The organism is Paenibacillus sp. PAMC21692, from assembly GCF_014303795.1.
Lineage (GTDB): Bacteria > Bacillota > Bacilli > Paenibacillales > Paenibacillaceae > Pristimantibacillus > Pristimantibacillus agaridevorans.
This window is the reverse complement of record NZ_CP060293.1, coordinates 1,374,381-1,401,152: the sequence shown is the minus strand read 5'-3', so window position 1 is coordinate 1,401,152 and position 26,772 is coordinate 1,374,381. Positions and strand designations below refer to the sequence as shown.

Genomic DNA, 26,772 nt, shown 5'->3' with positions numbered 1-26,772 from the left:
CAGCCGTATTTCTCTATGCTAAGTCAGGGCGTGGTGTCTGTCAAACCCGCTTCTTCTTCTCAATGCGTTCGCGCAGCATATTTATAAATTCCTTATCCGACTCCCCCGGCTCTTGAATGCGTTCCATATAGGCAAGCGCTTCTGCAGGATTGCCATCTTCCTTGCCAATGCCTTGATCCGCTAATCTCGCCAACACGCGAAGCGCATGGTCATTGTCCCCTTCCAGCGTGTATGCCGCGATCGCTTCCTCATACCGCGCGGCGATAACGAGACGGTCTCCCTCCGACACCCCATTGTCCTCCACTCGAAAGATCGGCGTAATGGCGTCTTCATGCAGGAAGTATCCCGCAGAGCTCGACAGCTTGCGGTCATGCTCGTCGTAAGCGTCAACCGACCACGCGAACTCCCCTCCCGGATAGAGCATGCCCAGCAGTCCGGCCGTATTTAGCGTCACCTCTCCATCTTGCCCGTAGCTCTTTCCATACATATTATAGTCGCGATTACGCTCGCGAATGGAAAACACGGCTTCTTGACCGGTATATTTATGATCCGATAACGCGGTTGTCGTAGAGCCTGTGTACTTGCCGTTCCGATCACGGTGCAGATAGGAGATGTTGAGCTTGTAATATTCCGCTCCCTCATAAGGCTTCCACCGAAGCCGCAGTTCATCTCCTTGAATGAGCTCCTTGCGCCCCGGGGATACCGCGATCACTTGCGGCACGAATAGCACATCATGCCCAGCTGTGGCCATACCGTCAATAACAACCGACTTCGACTCGGACTCCGTCATATAATAACCGCTAATTTGCTCCGTCCGTACCCCAACCGCTACATCGTATTCGCCGGAATCTATCCCATAAAACCGATACCGTCCGTTTTCATCTGTCATCGTCGCCGGGTAATGGGTTAGCGGAGGCGAATAATACGTAGAATCATCGGTTCTCTGCAGCATGACGAATGCATTTGGAACAGGCTCATCGCCAATACGGACAACGCCTTCCAAAGACGCCTCCCCTTTTTGCGCATGTCTCGACTCCAGAATAGCCAGATACGCCTTCTGCTCCTCCCTGGATATCCACTCCTCGCCTCCCATCCTGTCGATCTCGTGCAGCAAGCTCTCTGCCCGGTCCCAGTTGCCCATCCAAAAATGCATCAAAGCCAGATTGTAGGAAACATTCGTCATCTGCTCCGTATGTCCATACCTTGCGAGCAGCTTCTCCAGCTTATCGATCACGTCGGCACGCTCCTGAAGGCCAAGCTTCGTATTGCCAGTACCGCTGGATGATGCGCCCCCGGATGATTTGACAAAAATATAATCGCTTTCGCCTCTGCCCGTCTGATTCGTAATGTCCATGGCAAGTCGATTAATTGCGGGCCTCGCGTAGTTATCGTTCGGGAACCATTGCAACAACGCCTGATAATAACCCTGATGGTACAAAAAAGACGGAAGCTCTTTATATCCGAACCACCCTAGTAGCAGCAGCGTCACCAGCATACCCGCCAGCGTTCTTACCCTTAGCCGCATTAACGATCCTCCCCTTCCAATTGCGAAGCATAAAATACGCCAGCGGTCGATACTATGATCCGTTCTTCTTGCTCAGCACCCTTCCCTAACGTATCCGCCGCCATATTCGCTTGCATGGAGTGGGCCTGCTGCCAGCCATACAGGGGTATTGCGACAAGGAGAAGAACCACAGCTGCGGCAACTGGCGCCGGAATCCGGATTTCCCGATTCCACCAAGGTGGACTCTTCGCATGGGCGCGCCTCAGAACAGCCGCATGCATCTCCTCGCTGAACAACACCGGTTCCATCTCCTCGCGAAGCTGCTCTTGGAGCTTCTTATCCTCCCCAGCTTGATTCATACTCCCAGCCTCCTTCTTCCAATTGCTGCTTCAGCTTTTTCCTTGCCCTATGCAGCTTGCTCTTTACAGTACCCTCCGTCTCTTGCAATACATCTGCAATCTCTGCAATTTGCATCTCATGAAAATAATAAAGGACGATAACTTCCCGATAGAGCATCGGCAATCTTCCGATTTCCTCACGCAAGGTCATTTTGTTAAGCCAATTCGCGGAACCAGGCTCCTCGTTGCCAGAGGACTCTGACCGGTCATCGGCATCTTGCTCCAGATCCATTCGTTCCCGCAAAAATAGCCGTTGCCATGGCGCTCGCCTCATCCTGCTTCTACATAAATTGATGGCAATCCGGAGCAGCCAGCCCTTCAAGGAACCGTCTCCCCGATATTGACCCGCTTTCCGGAATGCGGTCAGAAAGGTCTCTTGGCTTACATCTTCCGCCAAGTGTCGGTCTTTCAGCAGCAATGAAGCCGTTCGAAGCACATCGTTGCCGTAACGCTCCATCACCCATGCCAATGCGGCCTCGTCGCCTCTCTTTAACTGCCCGATCCACTGCCGTTCCCCGTCCATCCTGTCACCTGCCTTACCGATCCGTTACATGCGTTAATTCTTCAACTCATTAATCATTAAGCAGGATAAATATCGCCTGCCGCACCTCTCTACAGTATACGATGCGGTCAACATGCCTTCAGGTTGCATGGAATAGGCCAATTTGTGATTATTCAAGCCCTGCGTCAAGTCGGTTTTTTCAGAGAAAAAGGACCTCATTCCCCACTTTACAGTGGAATTCGAGGTCCTTTTACGTAAAAATTGGAACGTTTCCTATCATTCGAACATTTTGGGACAGCCCCGTATCATTGCGTCTATTTCACCAACTGTCCGCGCGTCACTCCCAACTGATTTGTTGCTTTCAGGCTGCGCCATACCTGCGTGCCGCTTATGCGGCCGTCCAGCGCATCGCGGTAGAGCGAGAGCACCTCTCCGACTTTGTCGCCCGTCTCTTCGAGGAACTCTACGCGGAAGTGGTCCACGCCTAGCTCCAGGAAGTTGCGGATGTACTCCGCGCCGGACTGCTCGATGGCGTTGTACACCGTGTTGCGGCAGCCTTCGTCGACGCGAACGGGGTGGGACATGCCGATCCGGTCCTGCAAGGAAGCGCGATGCTCCTCGCATGGACGTCCGCAATTCGTGAAGTCCGTGCCTTCGCTCATGAAGGTGCAATAAACGCAATGCTCCGTATGGAACATCGGCAGATGCTGATGGATGACGACCTCCAGCTTCGACGTGTCTGAACGCTCCAACAGGTCGACCATCTGCTGGATGTTGAGGTCATAAGAAGGCGTGATGAGATCGACGCCCGCTTCCGCGAACAGGTTCACGGCTTTGTGATTCGCCACGTTCAGCGAGAAATCGCCGATCAGCTTAGGGAACGGAGCGTCCGGACGCTCCATCTTCGCCTTCAAATAGTAATAGAGAGCGCCCGTGTTGCGTACAAGGACAGCGTCCGGCTTCAGCTTCAGAATATTGGCATGATAGCCGTTCTCCCCAGGCATATGAATACGCGGAGTCGCGAGCGCGATTGGCACGCCCGCGCGGCGAGCAGCTTCCACCGCAGCCGGGAACTGCTTAATGAATTCGAAGTCGGCATAAATGTAAGAGATATCCGCTTCAATCGCCGCTTCCACTTGCTCCAGGCTGCGACACAACGCCGTCAGCTTGGCCGCCTTGCCGCTGCGAACGGCATCCCGCCGCGCCGCGCCGTTGCTGGCCGCGTCGGAGAACGTATCAACCGTATGCTTGACGTATACCGGAGGCTTCGGCCGTTCTCCCGCCAGAAGCTCCACCGCTTCGCGGCGCATCCGGTTGAGCTCACGCACCGGCACGATCAGGTCTCCCTGCAGATAAACCTCCAGCTCGTCCAGTTGAAAGACCGTTCCGCCCAGCCGGCCCAATTGATCCTCGAGCAGCGCCGCATCCATAGGACGCTTCTGCGCTTGCTCCAGCATAAGCTCGGAGGCAACTTCAACGGTCGTTCCCTTCTGTACATCCGTCCAGAACGTGCGAAGCGGCTCGCCAAGCGCCCCCGTTACGCGCACGTGCAGCGGGAAAACGCGATACGGCTTATCCGTCTCGAACGTGGCGCGCAGCCGCTTGTCGAGCGCGGGATCGCTGGTCTTCCAGACCCGATCCCCCACATGAACCTTGCGCAAATCTACGTCGTTGCGTCCCGGCACGATCTCGATAAGCGTTCCTTCGGCAGCTTCCGCCTCCAGCTTTACGCCCTGGCGCCTGACGTCGTAAACGCGCCCGCCTTCTTCCTTCTTCGTGGGATCCCCGGCATCGAATACGATGCCGTCGCCGCGCTTGAGCGGAGCTTCCAGACGAACCGTCACCGCGTCTCGCATGATCCGTTCTACGCGTCCAAGATATACGCCGCGGCTCTTAGGAAATGTCCCTTCGACGAGCTGCTTGTTGTTCGTGCCGTCAAGGAAGCCATGCGTGAATCCGCGCGAGAAGCTTTGCTGCAGCTCTCGAACGTCCTCCTTGGACGGTTTCTCCATATTGCCGTCGAAGTAGTTGTCGATCGCCTTGCGATATTTGCTGACGACGTTGGCTACATATTCCGGACTCTTGAGGCGGCCCTCAATCTTGAACGATGTAACGCCCGCCTCGATCAGCTCAGGCACGAGATCGATTGCCGCAAGATCCTTCGGCGACAGCAGGTAGGCGATATCGCCCATCGGCTTATGCTCTCCATCCACCATGAGATCGTAGGGCAAGCGGCACGCCTGCGCGCATTCGCCACGGTTCGCGGAGCGACCGCCCCACATCTCCGAAGTCAGGCACTGTCCGGAGTAAGATACGCAGAGCGCTCCGTGCACGAATACTTCCATCGGCAGCTTGGCCTGTTCGCCGATTTTTTTGATCTGCTTCAAGTTGTTCTCCCGACCCAGCACCACTCGCTCCAGATCAAACGGCTTCGTAAATTCCACCGCCTCTGGCGAAGTGATTGTCATCTGCGTCGAGCCGTGAATCGGAAAGTCCGGCGAAAGCTCGCGAATGAGCTTGACGAGTCCCAAATCCTGCACGATAACCGCATCCACGCCTGCGTCGATACACATCTCAATCAGCTTCTGCGCATCTCTAAGCTCATCCTCGAACACAAGGATGTTAAAGGTAAGGAAACCCTTCACCCCATACGTATGGAGAAAGGCCATAATCTCTGGCAGCTCCTCGCTGCGAAAGTTGTTGGCGCGGGCACGCGCGTTAAACTTCTCCACGCCGAAAAAGATCGCGTCGGCTCCGTTCGCTACCGCCGCCCGCATGCATTCCCAATCGCCGGCCGGAGCCAGAAGTTCTATATCCGATCTTGTTAATTGCGTTGTCAACATGTGTACCAAATTCCTCTCGGCGCGGCCTAAAAGAGGTTGTTCGAAAAGTCATTGAACTTTTGAACTCGCACTTAAAGACTCTTCACGCGTTTCTCATTATAGCTTCTCTCTCGTATTCGCTTCCCCTAGTTTATCAAACGACGAGGTTGTATTCCAGCGTACATTACTGCCAACTGCGCCAAGCTCGTTCCTCTTTTGCCTATTTATTATGCGATTTTGTCTAAAATGCAATTTCCCACATGTCTATCCGCAAGGAAAGTGGTATACTAATGGCGGTTATGAAAACAATCCATCTACTGGATTCGGGAGGTATATGAAGGATGAAATTAGGCGTATTCAGCGTACTGTTCGCTCAGAAGCCATTCGAAGAAGCACTCGACTACATCGCCTCGAAAGGTCTCGACGCGATCGAGATCGGCACGGGCGGTTATCCCGGCAATGCGCATTGCGATCCGGACACTCTGCTTGCAGATGCAGGAAAGCTGAAAGCGTTTAAACAAGCAGTCGAATCACGCGGTCTGATGATCAGCGCACTCAGCTGCCATGCTAATCCGCTTCACCCGCAAAAGGCGCTTGCCGCTCCGGACGACGCCGTCATCCGCAAAACGATCGAGCTTGCGAACCGTCTGGAAGTTGAAGTGGTAAATACATTCTCCGGCTGCCCGGGCGACCATGAGGATGCCAAATATCCGAACTGGCCGGTTGCTCCTTGGCCAAACGACTTCCAGGATATCCTGAAGTGGCAGTGGGAAGAGAAAGTTATTCCTTACTGGTCCGAGATCGGCGGTATCGCCGAAAAAGCTGGCGTAAAGATCGGCCTGGAGCTGCATGGCGGCTTCTCCGTTCACAGCCCGGCTACCTTGCTTCGTCTTCGCGAAGCGGCAGGCAACGCTATCGGCGCTAACCTTGACCCAAGCCATATGTGGTGGCAGGGCATCGATCCGGTACAAGCCGTCCATATTCTTGGCCGCGCCGGCGCGATCCATCACTTCCATGCGAAGGACACGACGATCGATCCAATCAACGTAAACCGTCATGGCGTAACGGACATGCAGTCATATTCGCTTATGCTGGACCGCGCGTGGCAGTTCCGTACAGTCGGTTTCGGTCATGACCTTAAAGTATGGGCAGATATCATCAGCGCGCTGCGCCTCGTGGGCTACGACTACGTCGTCAGCATCGAACACGAAGACGGCCTGATGTCCGTAGACGAAGGCTTCACGAAAGCCGTCGCCAACCTGCAGCAAGTCCTCATCCGCGAACCGCTGGGCGAGATGTGGTGGGTTTAATCCACTCGTAACGCCTTGCTTGGCGAAATGATATGCTTTCCTATATTTTTATAGAAACGGCTCCCCGGGCTTCGCGCCAGAGGAGCCATTTTTTTGGCCACAATGAGCGACCGTTTGGTTCATCCAAATACCTCGAAAACTAATAAATTATTTTGTGGTAAAAAAGCGGCCTGCCGAGAACACTCGACAGACCGCTTCTTGTTTCAAAGGCCTCTACGCCAGCCAAACCTTGAAGATCATCACATAGTCGATGAACAGGAACAAACCGAGCGCTACGGTCGTGAAGCCAATAGCAAACAGGTTTTTCCTTGGACGCGCCATAATGAGCCGCACAAAGCCGATTGCAATAATGACCGTAAAAGCAAGCATAAACCAATCGAACGGGTCAATCGCGCTTGTTTTTGTAGCTTCTTCTGCTAGGAACAACATAGGGGGACCTCCTCCAAGTCACACGTAACCTAATCTTAGTCTATGTTAGCCTCTAGACGCTTACGTTGCAAGTCCGAAATCACATTCGTAACAAGTTTGTCACGATTTGACACGGATTATTCTTGCGCTCCTGCTCCCACCTGCTGAAGGCTGCGTTTTCGTTCTTCCGTCCGTCCTCTGTCGCGCTCTAGAATCGGCTTCAAATAACGGCCTGTATAGGATCCCTCTACCTTGACGACTTGCTCCGGCGATCCCGTAGCGACAATCGTACCGCCTCCGTTGCCGCCCTCCGGCCCCAGATCAATCAGATAATCCGCCGTCTTAATGACATCAAGATTATGTTCGATAACCAAGACGGATTCGCCGGCGTCCACTAGACGATGAAGCACGGTCAGCAGACGGTCGATATCATGTGCATGAAGTCCCGTTGTCGGCTCGTCGAGAATGTAAAGCGTCGTCCCCGTACTGCGGCGGTACAGCTCGGCCGCCAGCTTAACGCGTTGCGCTTCGCCTCCCGACAACGTCGTTGCGGGTTGTCCCAACGTCATGTAGCCCAGGCCAACATCCAGCAGCGTCTTTACCTTGCGATGAATACGCGGCAGGTTTTCGAAAAACGTGCAGGAATCCTCGATCGTCATCTCCAGCACTTCGGCAATGTTTTTGCCCTTGTATTTAACCTCGAGCGTCTCTCGGTTATAGCGCTTGCCTTTGCAAATCTCGCAAGGCACGTAGACATCCGGCAAAAAATGCATCTCGATCTTGATAATGCCGTCGCCGCGGCAGGCTTCGCAACGGCCGCCCTTGACGTTGAAGCTGAAGCGGCCTTTCTTGTAGCCTCTGACCTTCGACTCGTTTGTGTTGGAATAGAGATCGCGGATATCATCGAAGACGCCGGTATACGTAGCCGGATTGGAACGCGGAGTGCGTCCGATCGGAGACTGGTCTATGTCGATGACCTTCTCCAAGTGCTCAATGCCGCGCATTTCCTTGTACTGGCCGGGGCGAACCTTCGCCTTGTTCAAGTCGCGGGCAAGCGTCTTATACAGTATCTCGTTTACGAAGGTCGACTTGCCGGAGCCCGATACGCCAGTTACCGCCGTGAAGACACCGAGCGGAATCTTGACGTTGACGCCGCGCAGATTGTTCTCCTTCGCGCCGCGAACCTCCAGCCACTTCTCGCCTGTGGCGCGCCGTGTCAGCGGCACCTCGATAAACTTGCGTCCGCTCAAGTATTGTCCCGTCAGCGAGTTCTCGTCGGCCATAACTTCCTGCGGCGTCCCTTGAGAGATGACTTGTCCCCCGTGAATGCCCGCTCCAGGGCCGATGTCGATAATATAGTCGGCCGCCATCATCGTATCTTCGTCATGCTCCACGACGATAAGCGTATTGCCGATATTGCGCATATGCTCAAGCGTCTCGATGAGACGATCATTATCCCTCTGATGCAAACCGATGCTTGGTTCATCCAGAATGTAGAGGACGCCCATCAGACTGGAGCCAATCTGGGTGGCCAACCGAATCCGCTGCGCTTCGCCGCCGGACAGAGTTCCCGCCGCGCGGCTGAGCGTCAAATATTCTAAGCCTACGTTTACGAGGAAGCCAAGTCGGCTGTTGATTTCCTTGAGAATAAGATGAGCGATCGTCTGCTCCTTCTTTGTCAGATCCAGGGAGTCGAAGTAACGCTTCGCTTCTCCGATCGAAAGAGACGTAACGAAGGCAATATTCTCGTTGCCGATCGTAACGGCCAGACTCTCTTTGCGCAGGCGCTGACCTTTGCATCCGCCGCAAGGCTTGGCGCTCATATAATTCTGGATATGCTCGCGCATCATCTCGGATGCCGTGTCCCGATAACGCCGTTCCAGATTGTTAACGATACCTTCGAACGGGACGAAGGCTTCTTTGCGATGTCCAAAATCATTTTCGTAGAGGAACCGCACCTTCTCCCCGCCCGTGCCGTACAGCAGCTTCTTCATCTGCTCCGCCGAAATCTCCGACAGCGGAACGTTTTGAGGAATGCCGTAGTGGACGCACACAGCGCTCAGAAATTGCGGATAATAATTCGAAGTGCTCCCCGCCCAGGCCAGAAAGGCGCCTTCTTCGATGGTCTTGGTGTTGTCCGGCACAAGCAGATCGGGATCCACGATCATCTTGGCGCCGAGACCGTCGCAATCCGGACAAGCGCCGAAGGGACTATTGAACGAGAACATGCGCGGCGCCAGCTCGTCAATACTGAAGCCGCATTCCGGACAGGCAAGATTGGAGCTGAACAGGAGCTCTTCCTGGTCCATGACATCTACGAGCACCCGTCCCTCCGCCAGCTTAAGCGCCGTCTCCAGCGAATCAGCCAGTCGCGCGTGGATATCCGGCTTCACTACGATCCGGTCGATGATGACCTCGATATTATGTTTTTTGTTTTTCTCCAGCTCGATCTTCTCGCTCAGCTCTCTAAGTTCTCCGTTCACGCGTACACGGACGTAGCCCTGCTTCTGGATATCGGCAAGCAGCTTGCTATGCTCGCCCTTGCGGCCCGATACGACAGGAGCCATAATCTGAAGCTTCGTCCGCTCGGGATATTCCATAATCCGATCCACCATCTGTTGGATCGTCTGCGATGTAATTTCGATGCCATGTTCCGGACAATGCGGCCGGCCTACCCGGGCAAACAACAGACGGAGGTAATCGTAAATCTCCGTTACAGTGCCTACCGTTGAACGAGGGTTGCGGCTCGTCGTCTTCTGGTCAATGGAGATGGCAGGCGACAGACCGTCGATGGAATCGACATCCGGCTTCTCCATCTGTCCCAGGAATTGTCTGGCATACGCGCTCAGCGACTCCACGTAACGGCGTTGGCCCTCCGCGTAGATTGTATCGAATGCCAGCGAGGACTTGCCGGAACCGCTCAGTCCCGTGAGCACGACAAATTTGTCGCGGGGAATGGTCACATCTATATTTTTCAGGTTATGGGCGCGAGCGCCCTTTACGACGATCTTATCGCTTGCCATTGTTTTCTCCTCCTACTTCCTACCCATTCTCGGCGCGCAGCTCAAGCAGCGCATCCCGAAGCTCCGCGGCCCGCTCGAATTGCAGGCTTTTCGCCGCTTCCTTCATCTCTGCTTCCAGACGCTGGATCAGCTTCTCGCGTTCCTTTTTCGTCATCTTGCCGGAATCCGCGCCCGTCAAATACTCCGCCTTCTGTTCGGCAACCTTCGTCGCTTCGATGACGTCATGCACCCGCTTGCGGATCGTCTGCGGTTCAATGCCATGTTTCTCATTATAGGCTACCTGAATAGCGCGCCGCCGTTCCGTCTCCTTAATCGCGCGGTCCATGGAATCCGTCACCTTATCGGCGTACATAATGACGCGGCCTTCGCTGTTCCTCGCGGCCCGTCCGATGGTCTGAATAAGCGACCGGTCGGAGCGCAGGAACCCTTCCTTGTCCGCGTCCAGAATCGTGACCAACGAAACCTCCGGAAGATCCAAACCTTCCCGGAGCAGGTTGATGCCCACGAGCACATGGAAGACACCTAGTCGCAAGTCGCGAAGAATCGCCAGCCGCTCCAGCGTTTTGATGTCGGAATGAAGATATCGTACCTTAATGCCGACTTCCTTCAAATAATCCGTCAGATCCTCGGCCATCTTTTTCGTGAGCGTCGTGACGAGAACGCGCTCGTCCCTTGCGATTCGTTCGCGTGCCTCATGCAGCAAATCGTCGATCTGCCCCTTCGTCGGCCGCAGATCGATAATTGGATCCACAAGGCCGGTAGGACGGATAATCTGCTCGATCATGGTTGGACAATGCTCAAGCTCGTATGGCCCCGGCGTCGCGGAAACGTAGACGAGCTGCTTCGCTTTTCCTTCGAACTCCTCGAATCGGAGCGGCCGGTTGTCCATGGCGGAAGGGAGCCTGAAGCCATGGTTTACGAGCATTTCCTTGCGCGCCTTGTCTCCGTTGAACATCGCCCTGATCTGCGGCAGCGATACATGGGATTCGTCGATCACGACTAGGAAGTCGTCCGGGAAATAATCCAGCAATGTGTACGGCGTCGATCCTCTTTCGCGGAAGGTTAGGGGACCGGAATAGTTCTCAATGCCGGAGCAGAATCCCATCTCCGCCATCATCTCCAGATCATAACGCGTACGCTGCTCCAGCCGCTGTGCTTCCAGCAGCTTGCCCGCTTCGCGCAGCTCTGCGAGTCTCTCCTCCAGCTCTCGCTCGATGTTTACAAGCGCTACCTTCATCGTCTCCTCGTGCGTGACGAAGTGGGAAGCCGGGAAAATCGCGACATGGTCCCTCTCCCCGACGATTTCTCCGGTCAGAACGTCGATCTCGGAGATCCGCTCGATCTCGTCGCCAAACAGCTCCACCCGGATGGCTCGTTCGTTATTCGCCACGGGAAAGATCTCGACAATATCGCCCCGAACGCGGAACGTTCCCCGCGTGAAGCTAATATCGTTCCGATTGTATTGGATATCAACGAGCTTGCGCAAAATGACATCGCGCGGCTTCTCCATCCCTACTCTCAGGGATAGCACGAGGCTGCCATATTCCGACGGCGAACCTAAGCCGTAGATGCACGATACGCTTGCTACGATGATGACGTCTCTTCGATCGAACAATGCGCTTGTCGCGGAGTGCCGCAGCTTATCGATCTCGTCGTTGATGCTGGAGTCCTTCTCAATGAACGTGTCCGTCGAAGGGATATAGGCTTCGGGCTGGTAATAATCGTAGTAACTGACGAAGTATTCTACCGCATTATCGGGGAAGAAACTCTTGAACTCGCTGCATAATTGCGCGGCAAGCGTCTTGTTGTGCGCGATGACCAGCGTAGGCCGGTTCAGCTCTGCGATGGCGTTCGCAATCGTATAGGTCTTGCCTGTACCCGTCGCGCCCAGCAGCGTCTGATGGCGCTTGCCGGCGATGACTCCGTCAACAATCGCCTTGATGGCGCCCGGCTGATCGCCCTGCGGCGTATATTCGGATTTAAGCTGGAATACCTTATCTTGCGGAACTGACTCCATAACCGCTTCCTCCTCCCGTCCGTCTCCGAATGCTGAATGTATACAGTATAGTCAAATTAAGTTCATCTCAACATAGTGATTGACGTTCATAGATAAGAATGTGTGTTCTCATTGATTATATCGTTTCAGCTTATCAGATGCAATGTGAAAATGGGGAATCGCATCATCCGCGAATTCCCCGTCTACTCGATCCTACTATACAGCTGCCTATGAGCGCAGCCCCCGCTCTTCCCGCCATGAGGCAATGGAAGGCGGCAAAGGCAGTCCCAGCTCTTCCATAAACAAATTCTCAAGCTGCGCAGTATAACCTATTATCTTATCGTACTGCCCCAGACGCTCGTAGAGCTTTAGAATGGCCAGCCCGTCCGACTCCTGATACGGGTCCATCTCTTGCAGCCTGACATACAGCTTGAGCGCCTCGTCCTCTCTCCCTTGCGTCTCCAAGTAGGCTGCCAGCTTGCGTGCATGGCTCATCCAAAGTCCGCTGAGCCGCGCTTGTTCTCCCTCCGCCCACACGTAATCGTGATCGCGCAAGTATCCGCCATCGTAATCGGCAAGCAGCTCTTCGATCCTATTATAGAGAGGCGGCTCTTGCTCGGCTGCAACGAGAAGCTCTTGCTCCCACCGTTCGTTCTCGATCGTCACATTTTCCCCTACTCGCAGAATGTACGCTTCTTGCATGCTTATATTCTGAATCGTAATATCGAGGCCCATCAGAGCCATGCATTGCCTGATTTGATAGATAGCCGTATAAAGCCGGGCCATCGCCGGCTTCATGCCGAGCTCGGGGAAAAGCAGCTCCAGAATCGTCGATTTGTGCACGGTAGCGCCTCTTCGAAGCAAGAGATAAGCGAACAGTTCCTGCGCCTTGGCCGTACGCCACTTTGGCAGCTCCGGCTCTCCGATGCCCGATTGCACCAGCAGCGTGCCCGAACACAGAATGACGTGGCTTTTGGCATCCTGCACCGGAAGCTCTTCTATGTCCGGCACCTCTCTCCTGGCCACGATTCGTTTAAAAGTCTTCTCGAGGCGGTCCCGTACCAGCGGCTTGAGCACGTAATCGATAGCGCTTAGCTCGAAAGCCTCCAGGGCATAGCTGTCGAAAGCGGTCATAAAGACGACCATGATCTCCGGACGACGTTCCTGAAGCATCTCCGCGATTTGCAGACCCGATATTTCCGGCATGTGAATGTCCAGGAACACCACGTCTGGACGCCACTTTTCCGCCTCCGCCATGACGCTCCCCGGTGATTGAAGCGCCACGATTTCGACGGGGACGCCCGACTTCTCTGCCACGGAGCGAAGCTCCTTCTCCAGTAGTATAAGCGCCAGTCTTTCGTCGTCCACCAGCAGCAATCTCATTCGAAGCACCCCAATTCCCCATTCTTGAACATCCGCACGAACTCGCTAGCTATACTTACGTCTGTAAGGACCAAAAGTTGTTGTAATTGAATCCCGAATATATTAATCATCCCGACACGGTTCCTAAATGTCCGACAAAATGTTCAGAAATTGTCGAGTTCTATACGATACTATGAGTGTAATTATGCTACCAATGACCCAGTCAGATACGATCACTATATTTATCGGGAAAGGAGCCGCAAAAATCCATATAAATTAGAGATTGTTTTTTTGTTTTCATGAACTACTCTAAACAACTTTATACATTTAAGCCAACATTGAACCAGGTTTGAAAGGAATGATAGTGTGAGAGCTTCACGATTAAAGAAGAAAACGAATAACCGCATGATTGATTTTTTGCAGTTGACGGGTTTTACCGCCGGCTTGGCGGACTCGAGAGGAAGTTTGCGCAAAAAAAGCATCTCGCTTCTGCTGGCACTGATGCTGTTGCTGCAAACGGTGCAGATTGCCGGAGTTGTACAGCAGACTGCTGCGGCGGGCAACGAGATCACTCACGAAATTATTCAGCGTGCGTTCGTCCTTAACGCTGGTCGCCAAGTGTATGAAGAGAATGATTTTGCTGTCCTTAAAGCTTGCTTTACTGATCCTACTGGTGCAGGCTGTCCGAATTTGCTTGCCACTGTCACACCAAGCAGTCCGGAAACTGACGGCAATAACTTCAATACGACGCTGGCCGGAGCGGCTTCAGCTCCGTTTACGTTGGCGTATGAGTGGCTTATTGATGACAATATCGCACAGAACGGCGGCGTGTACGTATTCGATCTGCCTTCACAGCTGACATTGGCAACGGAGGTTAGCGGCGATTTGGGCGGAGCCGGTACCTTTATCGCCGATCCCGTTACCAAAAAGGTGACGCTCAATTTTATTCAACAGCCTGCGCCAGAACCAACTTTCACCTACAACCTTACTGGCGGAATACTTATCGAAACAAGGCTTGATTCTACGACCGTAATCAGCAACGAGGACGTTGTAATCAGCATTCCGTTCCGACACGGCGGGAATGTTACGGTCAATTTACCTGTCAAGCTGACGGGCGCAACTCCTAACATTACGAAGGCCGTGGACACTGCAAAAGGGACGCAAGGTCTCGACCGCACGCCCAATACCTCTTTGATCTATTGGGTGGTCGATGTAAACACAAGTTTGGCCGACATCGGACAAACCATCCTGGCGGAGGTGCTTCCGACGGGATTGGCCGTAGAGGGAGCCATTGAGGTTAAAAAGCTTCATGTTCCGATTTCTGGAGCGCCTACGGAAGGCAATGCTGTCGCGGCAGGATCCGATTACACTTACGTCAATTCCGACAGCAACTTTCCGCTGGAATTTGCGGATCTTAATGCGGCTTACCGCATCCGTTTTGCCACTAAAGTAACAAACGCCGCTGTATTTACGAACAACAGCGCAACCTTTATCAACAAAGTTGTATTGAAGAATCCAGCTCAGGCTCCACCTGACGATGAAATCACTCATGCGACAGCCTCGCAAACGGTGCAACGCGGCAACTTGCTGGAAAAAACAAATGGAGGCTCCAAGGACTCCAACAAACATCGGGTGACCTGGACCGTTATTTACAATAAAGGGGAGCTTGAGCTTAACAACCCTACATTGACGGATCTATTCCCTGCGGGCCATGAGCTGGCGCCAGAAGCCACCGCCTTTACGGTGGAAAAAGGGTATCTCAACAGCAACGGTGGTTTTGAGTCTGTGCTCGTGCTCCCTAGCGGAGCAATCGGAGTCGGCAACGATACCTATACGAAAACAGACGATCCGACGAAGACTGGCTTCTCCTTGCAACTGAACGGCGACGTAACCGGCCAACACCGCGTATACCGCATCGTTTATACAACGCAGGAGAAAGAAGATTCTCCGATTACCGCCAACATTACTGGCGCAAAAAATAAGGTGGACTCCACCACTCCGGGCTTGACGGGAAGCGTGGAATCCTCGGTTAATTACGGGCATCGCGTCATCCAAAAAAGCGGAGAAGTCATTGACTATGATAATAAGATCATTAGATGGACCATTACGCTCAATGAAAACGACTATCGCTTTATGGGAAGCCCAACTAATCCATTAAAGCTGGTTGACACCTTCAATAGTAAGGGCCTGACTTATATACCTGGCACTCTTTCTATCAAAAACAAAGCAAATACCGACTTGACGTCTGCTACAGGAAATTACAGCTTTGCGGTTGACGCTGACGGAAACGGATTTGTGCTTGAATTTAAAGACAGCTTCAATTTCAATCAGAAGCATACCGTCGTGTACGACACGTATTTTGACTATGGAGGTTTCGATGTTCTCTGGAATTCGGACGATAACTACAAGTTCAAGAATACCGGAACATTCTCATGGGATAAAATTGTAAGCCATGCCGACGCAAACATTGAATATACGACCAACAATAATGACAAAACGATTTCTGCAAGCGCAGAAGTAGATCCCGAGGAATTGACACAATTCAACGGCCGTAAAAGCGGCGTTTACAACCCGGCGACCAAAACCATCAAATGGACCGTTCTGTTTAACTACCATAACGAGTCCGTCGTCAACGCTCTGATCAGCGATACTTTAAACAATGATCAAGTATTGCTGCCGGCTACAGTAAAGGTATTAAAGCACGCTTGGTCAGATGCAGCTGCAGGAGTGCTTGACGCAGGAACTGTAGTTTCAGCAGCTGCTTATGTTTTAGACCCTGCAACAAACAAGTTGGAAATCGAATTCCCTGGCACGATCAGCGGTCCTCACACAGTGGAGTTTGAGACCTCCCTGGTAGACAAGTTTGTGCCTGGCACCATCCATAATACCGCTTCGTTCACTTCCGACGATAACGATCACTACGCCGAACTGACGGCAAGCGTATCGCCGCCTCACGGCGGTGAGATTATCGTAAAAGAGCTGGCTCAGCCTAACGCTGCCAATAGACGGGAGGCCGAGTGGACGATCTGGATTAACCGCAGCTTCTCGAAGCTGACAAATGTCAGAGTAAACGATTGGCCTGACAACCAGCAAACGATCGTGGAAGAATCATTTAAGCTATTTAAGGTCGACCCGCGTTCGGCGGAGCCTTACACGCTCGTATCTGTCCCTGAATCGCAATATTCGATCCGACTCAAGCAGCCGGGTGATGCGGCAGATGCGCCTGCATTTACACTGCTGATTGGCAACGAGAACACGGAGATCGAAACCGCTTATCAACTGAAGTATACGACGATTTTGGCCAAAAACATTGGCCATCAGGCGAAAAACTCCTTTGAGCTATTAGCGGAAGAACGAACTGTTGAAAGCATTGAGACCCAGGAAACCTTTACCAACATTATTAACTCGGGATCAGGCTTCAGCTCCCCAGGAACCGCTACGTACAAAGGCAGTGTAAAAGTAATTAAACGACCTGCAAGCGGCGATCCTGACAATGATTTCCTTGCGGGCGCCAAGTTTGTCATCAAGGTTAAGGGCAGCACGGCTGACTACGACAAATACGAGGGCGTAACGAATGCTGCAGGTGAGGTCTTGTTCGTAAATTTGCCTTACGGCCAATACGAGCTGGAGGAAATCGAAGCACCGAATGGCTATAAGCTGGATAGCACAGTACGCGACGTCGTTATTTCATCGACAAACCAGGTGGAAATCGAACTCGATAATACGCACGAAAAAGGCAAAATCGGCGATTACATCTGGCTCGATCTCGATAAGGATGGTATCCAGGATGATACTGAGCCTGGTATTGACGGATTAACGGTCAAGCTCTACAAGCCTGGCAATCCGGTAGCGGTCGCAACACAGACCACTCGTACCGAGGACGGCAAAAAGGGGTACTACTTGTTCGAGAATCTCGTCGAAGGCGATTATATAGTCGAATTTGACTGGCCTGTGGATTATGAATTGACCCTTCCGGAGCAAGGCTCCAAAAGGGACGAGGATTCGCATCTCTTGACGGGTAAACGAACAGGAACCATTACTATTAATTACAGCAATAACTACGAAGATTTGAAAGTCGATATCGGCCTCATCGCCAAAGGCGCCATCGGCGACTATGTATGGCTCGACTGGAACCGCGACGGTATTCAAAACGACGATCTAGCGAACCCTCCTGACAAGGTTGGGTTAAACGGCATCGAAGTGAAGCTCTATAAAAAGGATGGCGCTGGAGCGCTTCAGCCTGAGGGCGTCAGCCAATTTACCCGCAATCATCCGGCAGACCATACTAGGGCAGGCCAGCCTGGCTATTACTGGTTTGACCACTTGCTGAGCGGAACTTATGTCGTAGAATTCCTTGTGCCGCGCAGCTATACGAAGACAGATGTCGGTAAAGGCACACCAGCCACCGATTCCAACGTAGTTACTGCCGGTGCCGAACAAGGAGATCATCGTATCCCATACCGGACGGAGGAGATTGTAATCGGTCCTGCCAAATGGAAGGATCCGACGATTGACCTGGGCTTGCAAGCCCTTGGCAAGATCGGCGATTACGTCTGGTTCGATAAAAACGACAACGGCAGTCAAGATGCTGGCGAACCCGGCATCGAAAACATCATTGTCGAGCTGTTCAAGCAAGAAGGCGGCACTGAAAAACTGGTAGCTACAACCAAAACAGACGCTGATGGCAAATATTTATTTGATCATCTTATTGAGGGCAACTATTACGTGAAGTTCCAAACGCCTGGCATCTATGATCTGGCGAAGATGGAAGAGAACGGCGTGACTGCAGAAAATGACTCCAATCTGATCGTGATTGTCGCCGGTCCGGACAAAGGCAAAACAGTTAACGCCATTCCAATCGGACCTGACGGTCCAAAGGGCCCTGCCGGTTGGGTGGATATGACGATTGACCTCGGCTTTACAGGCAAAGGCGCGATCGGCAACTATGTCTGGCATGACCGTAACCGTGACGGCATCCAAAATGAAGACCCGATGCACGGCATCAACGGCGTAACTGTTAATCTGTACCGGGATACGGTGGGAGGAACGCCGTACAAAACCGACGTGACGAAAACGGAAGACGGCAAGCCAGGCTATTACAACTTTAAAGAACTGCCGCAAGGCACGTATTATGTGGAGTTTAAATTCCCGAGCGAATATGAGAAAACGGATGAGGAATCTGACGCAGATTCAGACTCCGATCTCGACTCCAACAAAACAAGTGCGACGCATGTAACGGACGCCATCGTAATCAGCGAAACCGCAACTCCTTACGGCTGGGTCAATCCGAGCATCGACCTTGGTCTGGTCGCACAAGGCTCCATCGGCAACTACGTCTGGTTTGATATCAATCGCAATGGTATCCAGGACGCCTCCGAACAAGGCCTAAATGATATTCCGTTGCGTTTGTACAGAGGCAGCGATACCGGCCCTGTTTATGCGGAAACAAAAACGGTAAACGGACCGGACGGCAAGCCAGGTTACTACCTGTTCGACAATCTTGCCAGCGGCAACTATTTCGTTCAGATCGTTCTGGACGACGATCACGAGGTTACGATTGCCGAGCAAGGCAGCGGTGCTGGCGCAGACGAGCTGGATTCCAACACTGTCAATCCATTAACAGTAAACACGACATTTGCCATCGCCATCGGCGAATTAGCGCCTAAGGGCTGGCATGACCACACGATCGACTTCGGTATCGTCCGCAAGGGCGCAATTGGAAACTACGTATGGTACGATACTGATTACAATGGCAAGCAAGACGAAGAGGATCGTTACGGCATGAACGGAGTAACCGTCAAGCTCTACGACTCCACCAAAACACTGCTTGCAACAACGATTACCGCCGATAAAGACGGCAAGCCAGGCTACTATTTGTTCGACCATCTGGTAGCGGGCGACTATTACGTTCAATTTGTAACACCTTATTACTATATCCCTACTAAGCAAGCGGCAACAGGCGTTTCCGCCGAGCTGGATTCCAATCTTACGTTCGATAGCTTCACAGAAGCCGTAGCGATTGGACCTGTCGGACCGGCCGTATGGCGCGACATGACCATCGATCAAGGTTATTACTATGTTCCGCCAGTATTCCCGACGCCAACGCCATCTCCATCGCCGTCGACGGATCCGGAAGAGACGGAGGAGCCAGGCATTACGCCTACACCAACTCCTTCACCAGGAACGGGAACGCCGACTCCGACACCTGGTACAGGTACGCCGACTCCGACTCCGGCTCCAACGCCGACGTCGACGACCGTAACGGAGAAGACGCCGGAAGATACGCCGATCGATGTCGAAGTCGATGTGCCGAAAGGCGGCACGACCGCTACCGGTACGCCGCCTAAGAACGGCAGCGTTACGATCACGCCGGATGGTAAAGTCACCTATACGCCTAACAAGGGTTACACGGGCAAAGACAGATTCTCCGTCATCATCAAGGACGCTGACGGCAACGAGGAAGAATTCTGGTTCGACATCGATGTCGAGGAGCCTCCTCGCGGAGGACTCGAGGGTACTCCTGACGTAAGTACGCTGCCTAAGACAGGAGAAGAAAGCTATCTGATGCTCTATCTGATCGGTGCAGCCTTCGTCGCAATCGGCATCTACTTGCGCTTTAGAAACAACCGTAAAACGACTTAAGCTGTTTAGCAACAATTCACCTTAAGCTGGCGCTATCCTCTCGTGGATGGCGCGCAGCAAGTTTCATTCCAAGAAAGAGACAGAGATTATACAGTGAAACTTGCAGGTTATTCCGCTTGACGAAAAATAGGCAAAACTAAAAAAATGGCGGTGCAGGGGATCCCTGCACCGCCATTTTTTTAACATAGTATAAAATCCCTGCCCTATTTCAGATTGGGTAGGTTGCACCTTATACCTACAGTTCCAATAGGCGCTACACCTTGGGCTGTAACCCAATTTTTGGGGCTACAGCGCCAAAAGGCACCACACATCGAGCTGTAACCCGATTTTTTCGGGCTACAACTCCAAAAAGCGCCACTCACCAAGCTGTAACCCGATTTTTTCGGGCTACAGCTCCAAAAGGCGCTGCACATCGAGCTGTAACCCGATTTTTTCGAGCTACAGCTCCAAAAGGTACTACACATCGAACTGTAACCCGATTTTCCCGGGCTGCAGCGCCAAAAGGCGCCACTCATCGAGCTATAACCCGACTTTTTCGGGCTACAGCGCCAAAAGGCGCCACTCATCGAGCTGTAACCCGACTTTTTCGGGCTACAGCCCCACAAGGCGCTTCTCATCGAGCTGTAACCCGATTTTTTCGGGCTACAGCTCCAAAAAGCGCCACACATCGAGCTGTAACCCGCTTTTTTCGGCTTACACCGCTTTCGTATTCGCTCGCGTCTCATGTCCGCGTTCAGGCTTTTCCTTGCTGTCTTAACGGAACAGCATTATGTCAGCCTCCCGGCGCCCGTCACGCCTGCACTTTCTCTTCGCCGCCGGCAGCTCCCACGGGAGAAGACTTCGCGCCTCCCCGTCTATTAGAGGCCCGGCGTCCTCTCAACAGCTCCATTAACGACGAAACCCCGTCTGCCGCATAGAAGTTGGCTCGTTCGTCAGGTGCAAGAATAACTCCCAATTGATGATGCTCGCCTGCGTAACGCGCACGTTGCGCGAACTTGGGCTCGCCGCCCACCGTAAGAACTTCCAGCTTGCAGAAGGCTGAATTGGCCCCGAGCGCTCCGTACAAATCTTCTTTGGTGGACACTCGCATCCCGTTAACCTTGTAAATCACTTCCCCTGCCGACAATCCCATAGCCTCCGCCGGCGTTCCCGGGACAATGCCAAGTATGCGAAGACCGCGCGCATCATGCACGTAGAGAGGCTCACGGCGCGCCTCCATGGCCTTACTCCTCCATACAAGCGCCTCATGCAAGATAATCGACAATACTGCCGCGATTGGCAGCAGCGCAGACTGCCACCAGGCTGCCAATGCCGCGCCGCCCAAGATGACGCTATAGAGCAGAAGGCCCTTGGCCGCATGTCTTGCCTTAGCGGCTGGCAGCAGCGATCTTGTCATCTCGGTAAAGCCGATAATCATGGGCAATGCCACGAGCGTCCAGCCCTCTGCTCCTGTTCCGCCGAACAACGTCGGCCATGGCAGAGAAGCGCTCGCTGCGGCCGACGCCCCCGTCTCCGCCGATACCGGAGTCAGCAACAGCAGTGGGACCGGCCAAAAGCCCTGAAGCATATAGCCGCCCACCAGCTTGCCTCTCTTGCCCTCCAAAAACAGCGGCGTCGACAGCTTGTCGCCCTGCAGACGGACTAACAGCGATTCCGCAAGATGAAGCATTGCCACTAGCAGAAGCAGGCCTGCCGCGTCAATTCGGGCCAACGACGACGCCATTGCTCCGATTCCATCTCCCCGCTCCGCCAAGGATGTAAAACCTGCTATCCATTGCAGCAGTGTCACTACACCGGCGCTATACGCGAAGCACAGATAACGAATTCGCGCCAACATAAGAAGCGCAGCGATCCCCCACAGCCATAGCACAGCCGATGGGGAGAGTGACGCGCCAATAAAGACAGATATAAGGGATAATCCCAGTCCGACCAATAAACCTGTGACGACCGCCCGCAAGGCCATTCCCTTCCAATCATGAAGCTTGACCGCGAATAACTGCCTCTCTAGCCGCATCTGTCTTGAATATTGAAGAATGATAAATAATATAGCCAAATAGAAGAAGGGGCCCGACGCCAGCTGCAGCGCCGCCGATCCCAGCATGTCCGCTATTGCACGAGCTGTCTCCAATTCCTCCACTCCTCGCCTCGCACTAAAGTAAAAGGTCAGCTCCGCTGGCGCGAAACCGACCTTTGTACCATTCGACGCGTTCGTCGCTATTTCCTGCTTACCGCCCGAATGGCTTCCAGCAGTTGAACATCATGTTCCTTATTTTGAATCCACTCGATGACGGCCTGCTCCAGCTTCTGAGCCGTCTTGGTATCTATCTCCCCTGTGGACGGCAGTCCTTTATCGTTCTGGAACTTTCGAACTGCGTTCGCTGTCTCATCGCCGAAGTATCCGTCCTCGCGCTTAGGCTCATAACCGAGACCATGCAGCATAATCTGGGCGCTGCGAACGGCCTCGCTGAGCGTATCTTGCTTCAGCGTCTCTTGCAACGATATTCTGGCCACCGTATACAGATCCGGCGGCTCCACGACAAGATCCGGCGCAATGCCTTTCTCATGGATCCAATTTCCGTTTGGCGTCAACCACTTGGCGATCGTCATCTTAACGAGGCTTCCGTCGCCGAGAGCCTTGTTGTAGCTCACTTGCACAGTCCCCTTGCCGAACGACTGCTCGCCGATTACCTTGGCGCCGGCTGCTTCCTGCAAGGCTCCGGCCAAAATTTCGGACGCGCTTGCGCTGCCCTTGTTCGTCAGAACCGCGATGGGATAAGACTTTGCCTCGCCGCCCTTGGCCAGCGTCTTGTCGCGATTACCGTCGCGATCCTCTACCTGAACGACAGTCGTGCCTTCCTTCATCAGCAGCTGCGATATTTCAACGACGATTGGCAATACGCCGCCCGGATTATTGCGCACATCCAGGACAAGCCCCTTCATGCCGCTCTGCTCCAGCTTCTCCAGCTCTTCTTTGAATCGCTTGGCCGTGTGCAGAGAAAATTGCCGGATCTCGATAACACCCACGCCATCCGGTCTCAGCGCCCCGTAGACCGTCTCCACATCGATGTCATCCCGAATCAGGACGAGTTGGATCGGCTCCGTTACTCCGCTGCGTTGCACCAGCAGCTTCGCCTTCGTTCCCTTCGGTCCGCGGATCTTGCCGACAGCCTGCTGCAGGTTAAGTCCCGCCAGACTGTCGCCATTAACGGAGATCAGCACATCCTTGGCCAGCAGGCCCGACTTCTCGGCCGGCGAACCTTTAATCGGTGCGACAACGACAATCTTGCCGTTTTCGGTCGTCACCTCTGCGCCGATTCCCGTAAAAGAACCTTCAATGGATTCGGAGAAGTGAAGCGCATCATCCTTCTCCATATAGACGGAATACGGATCGTCCAGCGCTTCCATCATGCCGCTGACAGCGCCATCCAGAAGCTCTTCCCGCTCCACCTTCTCGTAATATCTGGTCTCGATCAGCTCGAGCACCGCATTGAGCTTCGCCAGCTCTTCCTTCTTGAAGCCTGGGGTACCGCCAGCATCCGCGGCCGCCGCGACGACCTTCTTGCTCCCTGCATCCGGAATAATAAGCCGATCGGCAATCGTCATTGTGACGAGCACGGATGCGATCATCGTCAGCAATACGAACGTCATTACGGTTCTTCCTTTAAAGTACATCCGGTACACCACCTTATCGATTTCCCGTTTGTGACGGCCCCACTATTATATGACAAGCCGATCACAATTATTTACAGGAGGCTTCTTCGAAAGTCATATGGACAACAAGGGCAGCCCTCTTGAGGGCTGCCGCTTGTCACTGATGAGATATGGATGATGTCAATTATTTCAGATAGCCGCCCGGATTGACGGGCACTTCGTTCTTGCGCACTTCGAAGTGGAGATGCGGTCCAGTGGAATTACCCGTGCTGCCAACCTCGGCGATTTTATCGCCTTTCTTCACTGTGTCGCCTTCATCAACCAGCAGGCCGCCGTTGCGGATATGAGCGTACAATGTCCATAATCCGTTGCCGTGATCGATGACGATACAATTGCCGTAGGTGCTCCATACTTGCGAGATAATGACCCTTCCGCCTTCGGCCGCATAGATCGGCGTACCGGATGGAGCTCCGAAGTCGATGCCCGTATGGGTATGCTTCTTGCCCGAGATAGGATGAACCCTGGTTCCGAAGTTCGACGTTACCCGATAACCCTGTTTGATCGGCATGCCCAGCTTGCCGCCCGAATAAGGATTCTGAATGCGGTTCTTCTCCGCTACGAGCTTCGACCTCTTGGCGGCTAGCGCCATAAGCAGCTTCTCCTGCTCCTCGCTGATTTCCTCCAATTGATGCAGGGTCTCATCGAGCTGCTGAAGATTGGCATTATAGCTCGCGATGAGTACTTCCTTTTCGGATTCCTTCTTGACAAGCTCTACCTGCTGAAGCTCCAGTTCCTGGAACAAAGCTTGAATATCGGCATATTGTTGCTCTATCAAAGCTTTCTGCTGTTCGGCGGTTTCCTTGTCCTTTTTGTGCGCTGCCAACGTCTCGCGATCGGAATCCAGAATCGTCTGGATCGCATCGAAACGGTCCAGAAAATCCCCGAAGCTGTTAGAGCTGAACAATACATCCATATAAGAAACGAAGCCGTCCGTATACATCACTCGCATGCGAGACTCCAGAAGCGCTTCGCGTTTGACGATTCTCTCCTGAACGGCATCGAGAGCAGCGCCGGCTTGCAGCAACTCGGCTTCCTTAGCGTCCACCTGTTCCTGCGTCTTCTGCTTCTCGACGGCAACTCGGTCGATTTCCTTCATCAGGCTCAAGATCTCGTTTTGGAGATCCGCTTTCTTAACCGTCAGGTTCTGCTTTTGGGATTCCGCCGACTTCGCATCCTTGGCTGCGTTAGCCGCCGTTCGTTCGGCTTCCTTGATCTGTTTGTTCGCGGCCGCAATATCCCTTTCGATCTGCGACAACGACGCGGCCTGGACTTGTCCGCCGCTACCCGAAGGCTGGATCAGGAATACGGTTAACAGCGCTGCTACGAGCAGCCATGCTCCAGCTTTTCTCATATACATGCTTCACCTACACTTTCAAGTACTTTCGAATCGAGATGGTGCTGCCGAGCATTCCGATCAAAGTTCCGATCACAAGGATCAGCCCGGCGGTCAGCCAACCAATTTCCTTGATCGGCACTAGCGTTATCAACATGAGCGACATATCCAACTGGGTCAAACTGATAATCTTACTGTAGCCAAACAGTACGGCGCCTGTCGTCAGAGCCGAGCTTATAAAGCCGATCATCGCTCCTTCGACGAAGAAAGGCCAACGTATAAAAGCATTCGTCGCGCCTACCAGCTTCATGATTCCAATCTCTCGGCGACGGTTAATAATAGTCATCTTGATGGTGTTGGAGATAAGCAGCATAGCCGTAACAGCCAGACCAATCACGATGCCGAAGCCGATATTGCGTACTGCATTCGTCACCTTGAACAACATCTCGACCGTTCCTTGGCCGTACTTGATCCGGTAGATCGGACCCGTCTCATCCGCATCGTTGATCGCCTGGATCTGCGCGGCTACATCGTCAACGGTCTGCGGATCGTACACTTCTATGGTGAAAGATACCGGCAGCGGATTGTTTTCATTGTTGTAGCCTTCCAGCCAATCGCCGTTCTCTTCGCCCATCGACTCTCGCAAGATCGCCAGGCCATCTTCCTTGGACACGAAGGTTACCTTGCTGACTTCCTGAATGTTGCCGATCTTGTTCTGCAGCTCCGTTACCTTGGCTTCCTCAACGGTCGTCTGCAAGAATACCCGGATCTGTACCCGGCTCTCGATCTGATCCGCCATGGAATTTACGTTAACAGCGAGCAAAATGAAAATCCCTAGTATAAACAATGAGATAAAGATAGAGCTCATTGATGCAAAAGACATCCAGCCATTACGCAAAATATTTTTTGCGCCTTCCCTGAAGTGGCGCAGGAGCGTGCTAAACTTCATAGCCGTACTCCCCTCTTGCCTCATCCCGAACGATATTGCCGTCTTCAATCGCAATAACCCGTTTGCGCATGCTGTTAACGATATCCCTGTTGTGCGTGGCCATTACAATCGTAGAGCCTCTGAAGTTGATCTCTTCCAGCAAATTCATAATCCCCAGCGAGGTCTCCGGGTCGAGATTGCCAGTAGGCTCGTCCGCGACGATAACCGACGGATTGTTCACTATTGCCCGGGCAATCGACACCCTTTGCTGTTCGCCGCCCGATAGCTGCGATGGCAAGCTGGCGTGTTTATGCTTTAGACCAACGAGCTCCAGCACTTCCATGGTGCGCTTTTTAATAATGCGCCGCGGCGCTTCGATCACTTCCATCGCAAAGGCGACATTTTCATATACAGTAAGCTTGGGCAACAAACGGAAATCTTGAAATATAACGCCGATATTTCGTCTCACATAAGGAATCTTGCGCGGTTTGAGCTTGCCGATGTTGAATCCGTTGACCGAAATCTGCCCTTTTGTCGGTATTTCCTCCCGATAGATAAGTTTCATGAACGTAGACTTGCCGGCTCCGGAAGGTCCTACGAGGTACACGAATTCGTTGCGATCTATTCGAACGGAAACTCCACGAAGAGCATGCGTTCCATCTGCGTATGTCTTCCATATGTCGTGCATTTCGATCACTTTATCACATCCTGTATGTAGTCAATTTTACTATTTCGACAGCTTGCGGCTAATTCCTTCAACAGCGGCGTCATTTCCTCTTTTTTCACTTTTCTAATATTTAAAGGATTTGTCGAATGCCCCCTACATATATTTG

The 26,772-nt window shown here is 53.0% G+C and carries 15 protein-coding genes; 2 read left to right on the top strand and 13 right to left on the bottom strand.

Features of this window, described 5'->3' with window-relative positions:
- Positions 1-40 precede the first annotated feature (40 nt).
- From H7F31_RS05615 to H7F31_RS05600, 4 genes are all read right to left on the bottom strand, one after another.
- Positions 41-1,525, bottom strand: a complete 1,485-nt coding sequence (locus tag H7F31_RS05615) for a carboxypeptidase-like regulatory domain-containing protein (RefSeq protein WP_187103372.1) — start codon at positions 1,523-1,525, stop codon at positions 41-43.
- Positions 1,525-1,863: a hypothetical protein gene (locus H7F31_RS05610; protein WP_187103371.1), complete on the bottom strand. Its 339-nt coding sequence runs from the start codon at positions 1,861-1,863 to the stop codon at positions 1,525-1,527. The genes H7F31_RS05615 and H7F31_RS05610 overlap by 1 nt, the downstream gene beginning before the upstream one ends.
- The gene (locus H7F31_RS05605) at positions 1,841-2,425 is read right to left on the bottom strand and encodes an RNA polymerase sigma factor (protein ID WP_187103370.1); all 585 of its coding nucleotides are present in this window, start codon (positions 2,423-2,425) and stop codon (positions 1,841-1,843) included. The genes H7F31_RS05610 and H7F31_RS05605 overlap by 23 nt, the downstream gene beginning before the upstream one ends.
- A 293-nt stretch (positions 2,426-2,718) precedes the next feature.
- Entirely contained in the window at positions 2,719-5,247 is a 2,529-nt protein-coding gene (locus H7F31_RS05600) for a U32 family peptidase (protein ID WP_187103369.1), read from the bottom strand.
- 320 nt (positions 5,248-5,567) lie between these two features.
- Between H7F31_RS05600 and H7F31_RS05595 the strand changes: the two genes are divergently transcribed.
- The gene (locus H7F31_RS05595) at positions 5,568-6,536 is read left to right on the top strand and encodes a sugar phosphate isomerase/epimerase family protein (protein WP_087569384.1); all 969 of its coding nucleotides are present in this window, start codon (positions 5,568-5,570) and stop codon (positions 6,534-6,536) included.
- Positions 6,537-6,749: 213 nt separating this feature from the next.
- Here H7F31_RS05595 and H7F31_RS05590 read toward each other — a convergent pair whose 3' ends face one another.
- The 4 genes from H7F31_RS05590 to H7F31_RS05575 form a co-directional block, all read right to left on the bottom strand.
- Positions 6,750-6,965: a hypothetical protein gene (locus H7F31_RS05590; RefSeq protein ID WP_087569385.1), complete on the bottom strand. Its 216-nt coding sequence runs from the start codon at positions 6,963-6,965 to the stop codon at positions 6,750-6,752.
- Between the two features lie 116 nt (positions 6,966-7,081).
- Entirely contained in the window at positions 7,082-9,967 is a 2,886-nt protein-coding gene (gene uvrA / locus H7F31_RS05585) for an excinuclease ABC subunit UvrA (protein ID WP_187103368.1), read from the bottom strand.
- A 19-nt stretch (positions 9,968-9,986) separates the two neighbouring features.
- Positions 9,987-11,984, bottom strand: a complete 1,998-nt coding sequence (gene uvrB / locus H7F31_RS05580; RefSeq protein WP_187103367.1) for an excinuclease ABC subunit UvrB — start codon at positions 11,982-11,984, stop codon at positions 9,987-9,989.
- 207 nt (positions 11,985-12,191) lie between these two features.
- Positions 12,192-13,346 (bottom strand): response regulator, encoded by a 1,155-nt coding sequence (locus H7F31_RS05575; protein WP_187103366.1) that lies wholly within the window; start codon positions 13,344-13,346, stop codon positions 12,192-12,194.
- A 345-nt stretch (positions 13,347-13,691) separates the two neighbouring features.
- Here H7F31_RS05575 and H7F31_RS05570 point away from each other — a divergent pair, with 345 nt between their 5' ends.
- Positions 13,692-19,967, top strand: coding sequence for an SdrD B-like domain-containing protein (locus H7F31_RS05570; RefSeq protein ID WP_187103365.1), 6,276 nt, complete (start codon positions 13,692-13,694; stop codon positions 19,965-19,967).
- A 790-nt stretch (positions 19,968-20,757) separates the two neighbouring features.
- Here the strand turns inward: H7F31_RS05570 and H7F31_RS05565 are convergent.
- From H7F31_RS05565 to ftsE, 5 genes are all read right to left on the bottom strand, one after another.
- Positions 20,758-22,095 (bottom strand): PDZ domain-containing protein, encoded by a 1,338-nt coding sequence (locus H7F31_RS05565; protein WP_187103364.1) that lies wholly within the window; start codon positions 22,093-22,095, stop codon positions 20,758-20,760.
- 86 nt (positions 22,096-22,181) lie between these two features.
- Positions 22,182-23,615 (bottom strand): S41 family peptidase, encoded by a 1,434-nt coding sequence (locus tag H7F31_RS05560; RefSeq protein WP_261800317.1) that lies wholly within the window; start codon positions 23,613-23,615, stop codon positions 22,182-22,184.
- Positions 23,616-23,802: 187 nt separating this feature from the next.
- A complete protein-coding gene (locus tag H7F31_RS05555; RefSeq protein WP_261800316.1) occupies positions 23,803-25,029 on the bottom strand; it encodes a murein hydrolase activator EnvC family protein in 1,227 nt (408 codons plus the stop codon).
- Positions 25,030-25,042: 13 nt separating this feature from the next.
- Positions 25,043-25,960: a permease-like cell division protein FtsX gene (gene ftsX, locus H7F31_RS05550; protein ID WP_187103361.1), complete on the bottom strand. Its 918-nt coding sequence runs from the start codon at positions 25,958-25,960 to the stop codon at positions 25,043-25,045.
- Entirely contained in the window at positions 25,950-26,636 is a 687-nt protein-coding gene (ftsE, locus tag H7F31_RS05545; RefSeq protein ID WP_187103360.1) for a cell division ATP-binding protein FtsE, read from the bottom strand. The genes ftsX and ftsE overlap by 11 nt, the downstream gene beginning before the upstream one ends.
- Positions 26,637-26,772: the final 136 nt, after the last annotated feature.

What these genes read in the sequence shown, in the direction of transcription:
- H7F31_RS05615 (WP_187103372.1), bottom strand. Translation starts at nt 1,525, where the DNA reads ATGCGGCTAAGGGTAAGAACGCTGGCGGGTATGCTGGTGACGCTGCTG.
- H7F31_RS05600 (WP_187103369.1), bottom strand. Translation starts at nt 5,247, where the DNA reads ATGTTGACAACGCAATTAACAAGATCGGATATAGAACTTCTGGCTCCG.
- uvrA (WP_187103368.1), bottom strand. Translation starts at nt 9,967, where the DNA reads ATGGCAAGCGATAAGATCGTCGTAAAGGGCGCTCGCGCCCATAACCTG.
- H7F31_RS05610 (WP_187103371.1), bottom strand. Translation starts at nt 1,863, where the DNA reads ATGAATCAAGCTGGGGAGGATAAGAAGCTCCAAGAGCAGCTTCGCGAG.
- H7F31_RS05555 (WP_261800316.1), bottom strand. Translation starts at nt 25,029, where the DNA reads ATGAGAAAAGCTGGAGCATGGCTGCTCGTAGCAGCGCTGTTAACCGTA.
- uvrB (WP_187103367.1), bottom strand. Translation starts at nt 11,984, where the DNA reads ATGGAGTCAGTTCCGCAAGATAAGGTATTCCAGCTTAAATCCGAATAT.
- H7F31_RS05590 (WP_087569385.1), bottom strand. Translation starts at nt 6,965, where the DNA reads ATGTTGTTCCTAGCAGAAGAAGCTACAAAAACAAGCGCGATTGACCCG.
- H7F31_RS05605 (WP_187103370.1), bottom strand. Translation starts at nt 2,425, where the DNA reads ATGGACGGGGAACGGCAGTGGATCGGGCAGTTAAAGAGAGGCGACGAG.
- H7F31_RS05595 (WP_087569384.1), top strand. Translation starts at nt 5,568, where the DNA reads ATGAAATTAGGCGTATTCAGCGTACTGTTCGCTCAGAAGCCATTCGAA.
- H7F31_RS05560 (WP_261800317.1), bottom strand. Translation starts at nt 23,615, where the DNA reads ATGACGTTCGTATTGCTGACGATGATCGCATCCGTGCTCGTCACAATG.
- H7F31_RS05575 (WP_187103366.1), bottom strand. Translation starts at nt 13,346, where the DNA reads ATGAGATTGCTGCTGGTGGACGACGAAAGACTGGCGCTTATACTACTG.
- ftsX (WP_187103361.1), bottom strand. Translation starts at nt 25,960, where the DNA reads ATGAAGTTTAGCACGCTCCTGCGCCACTTCAGGGAAGGCGCAAAAAAT.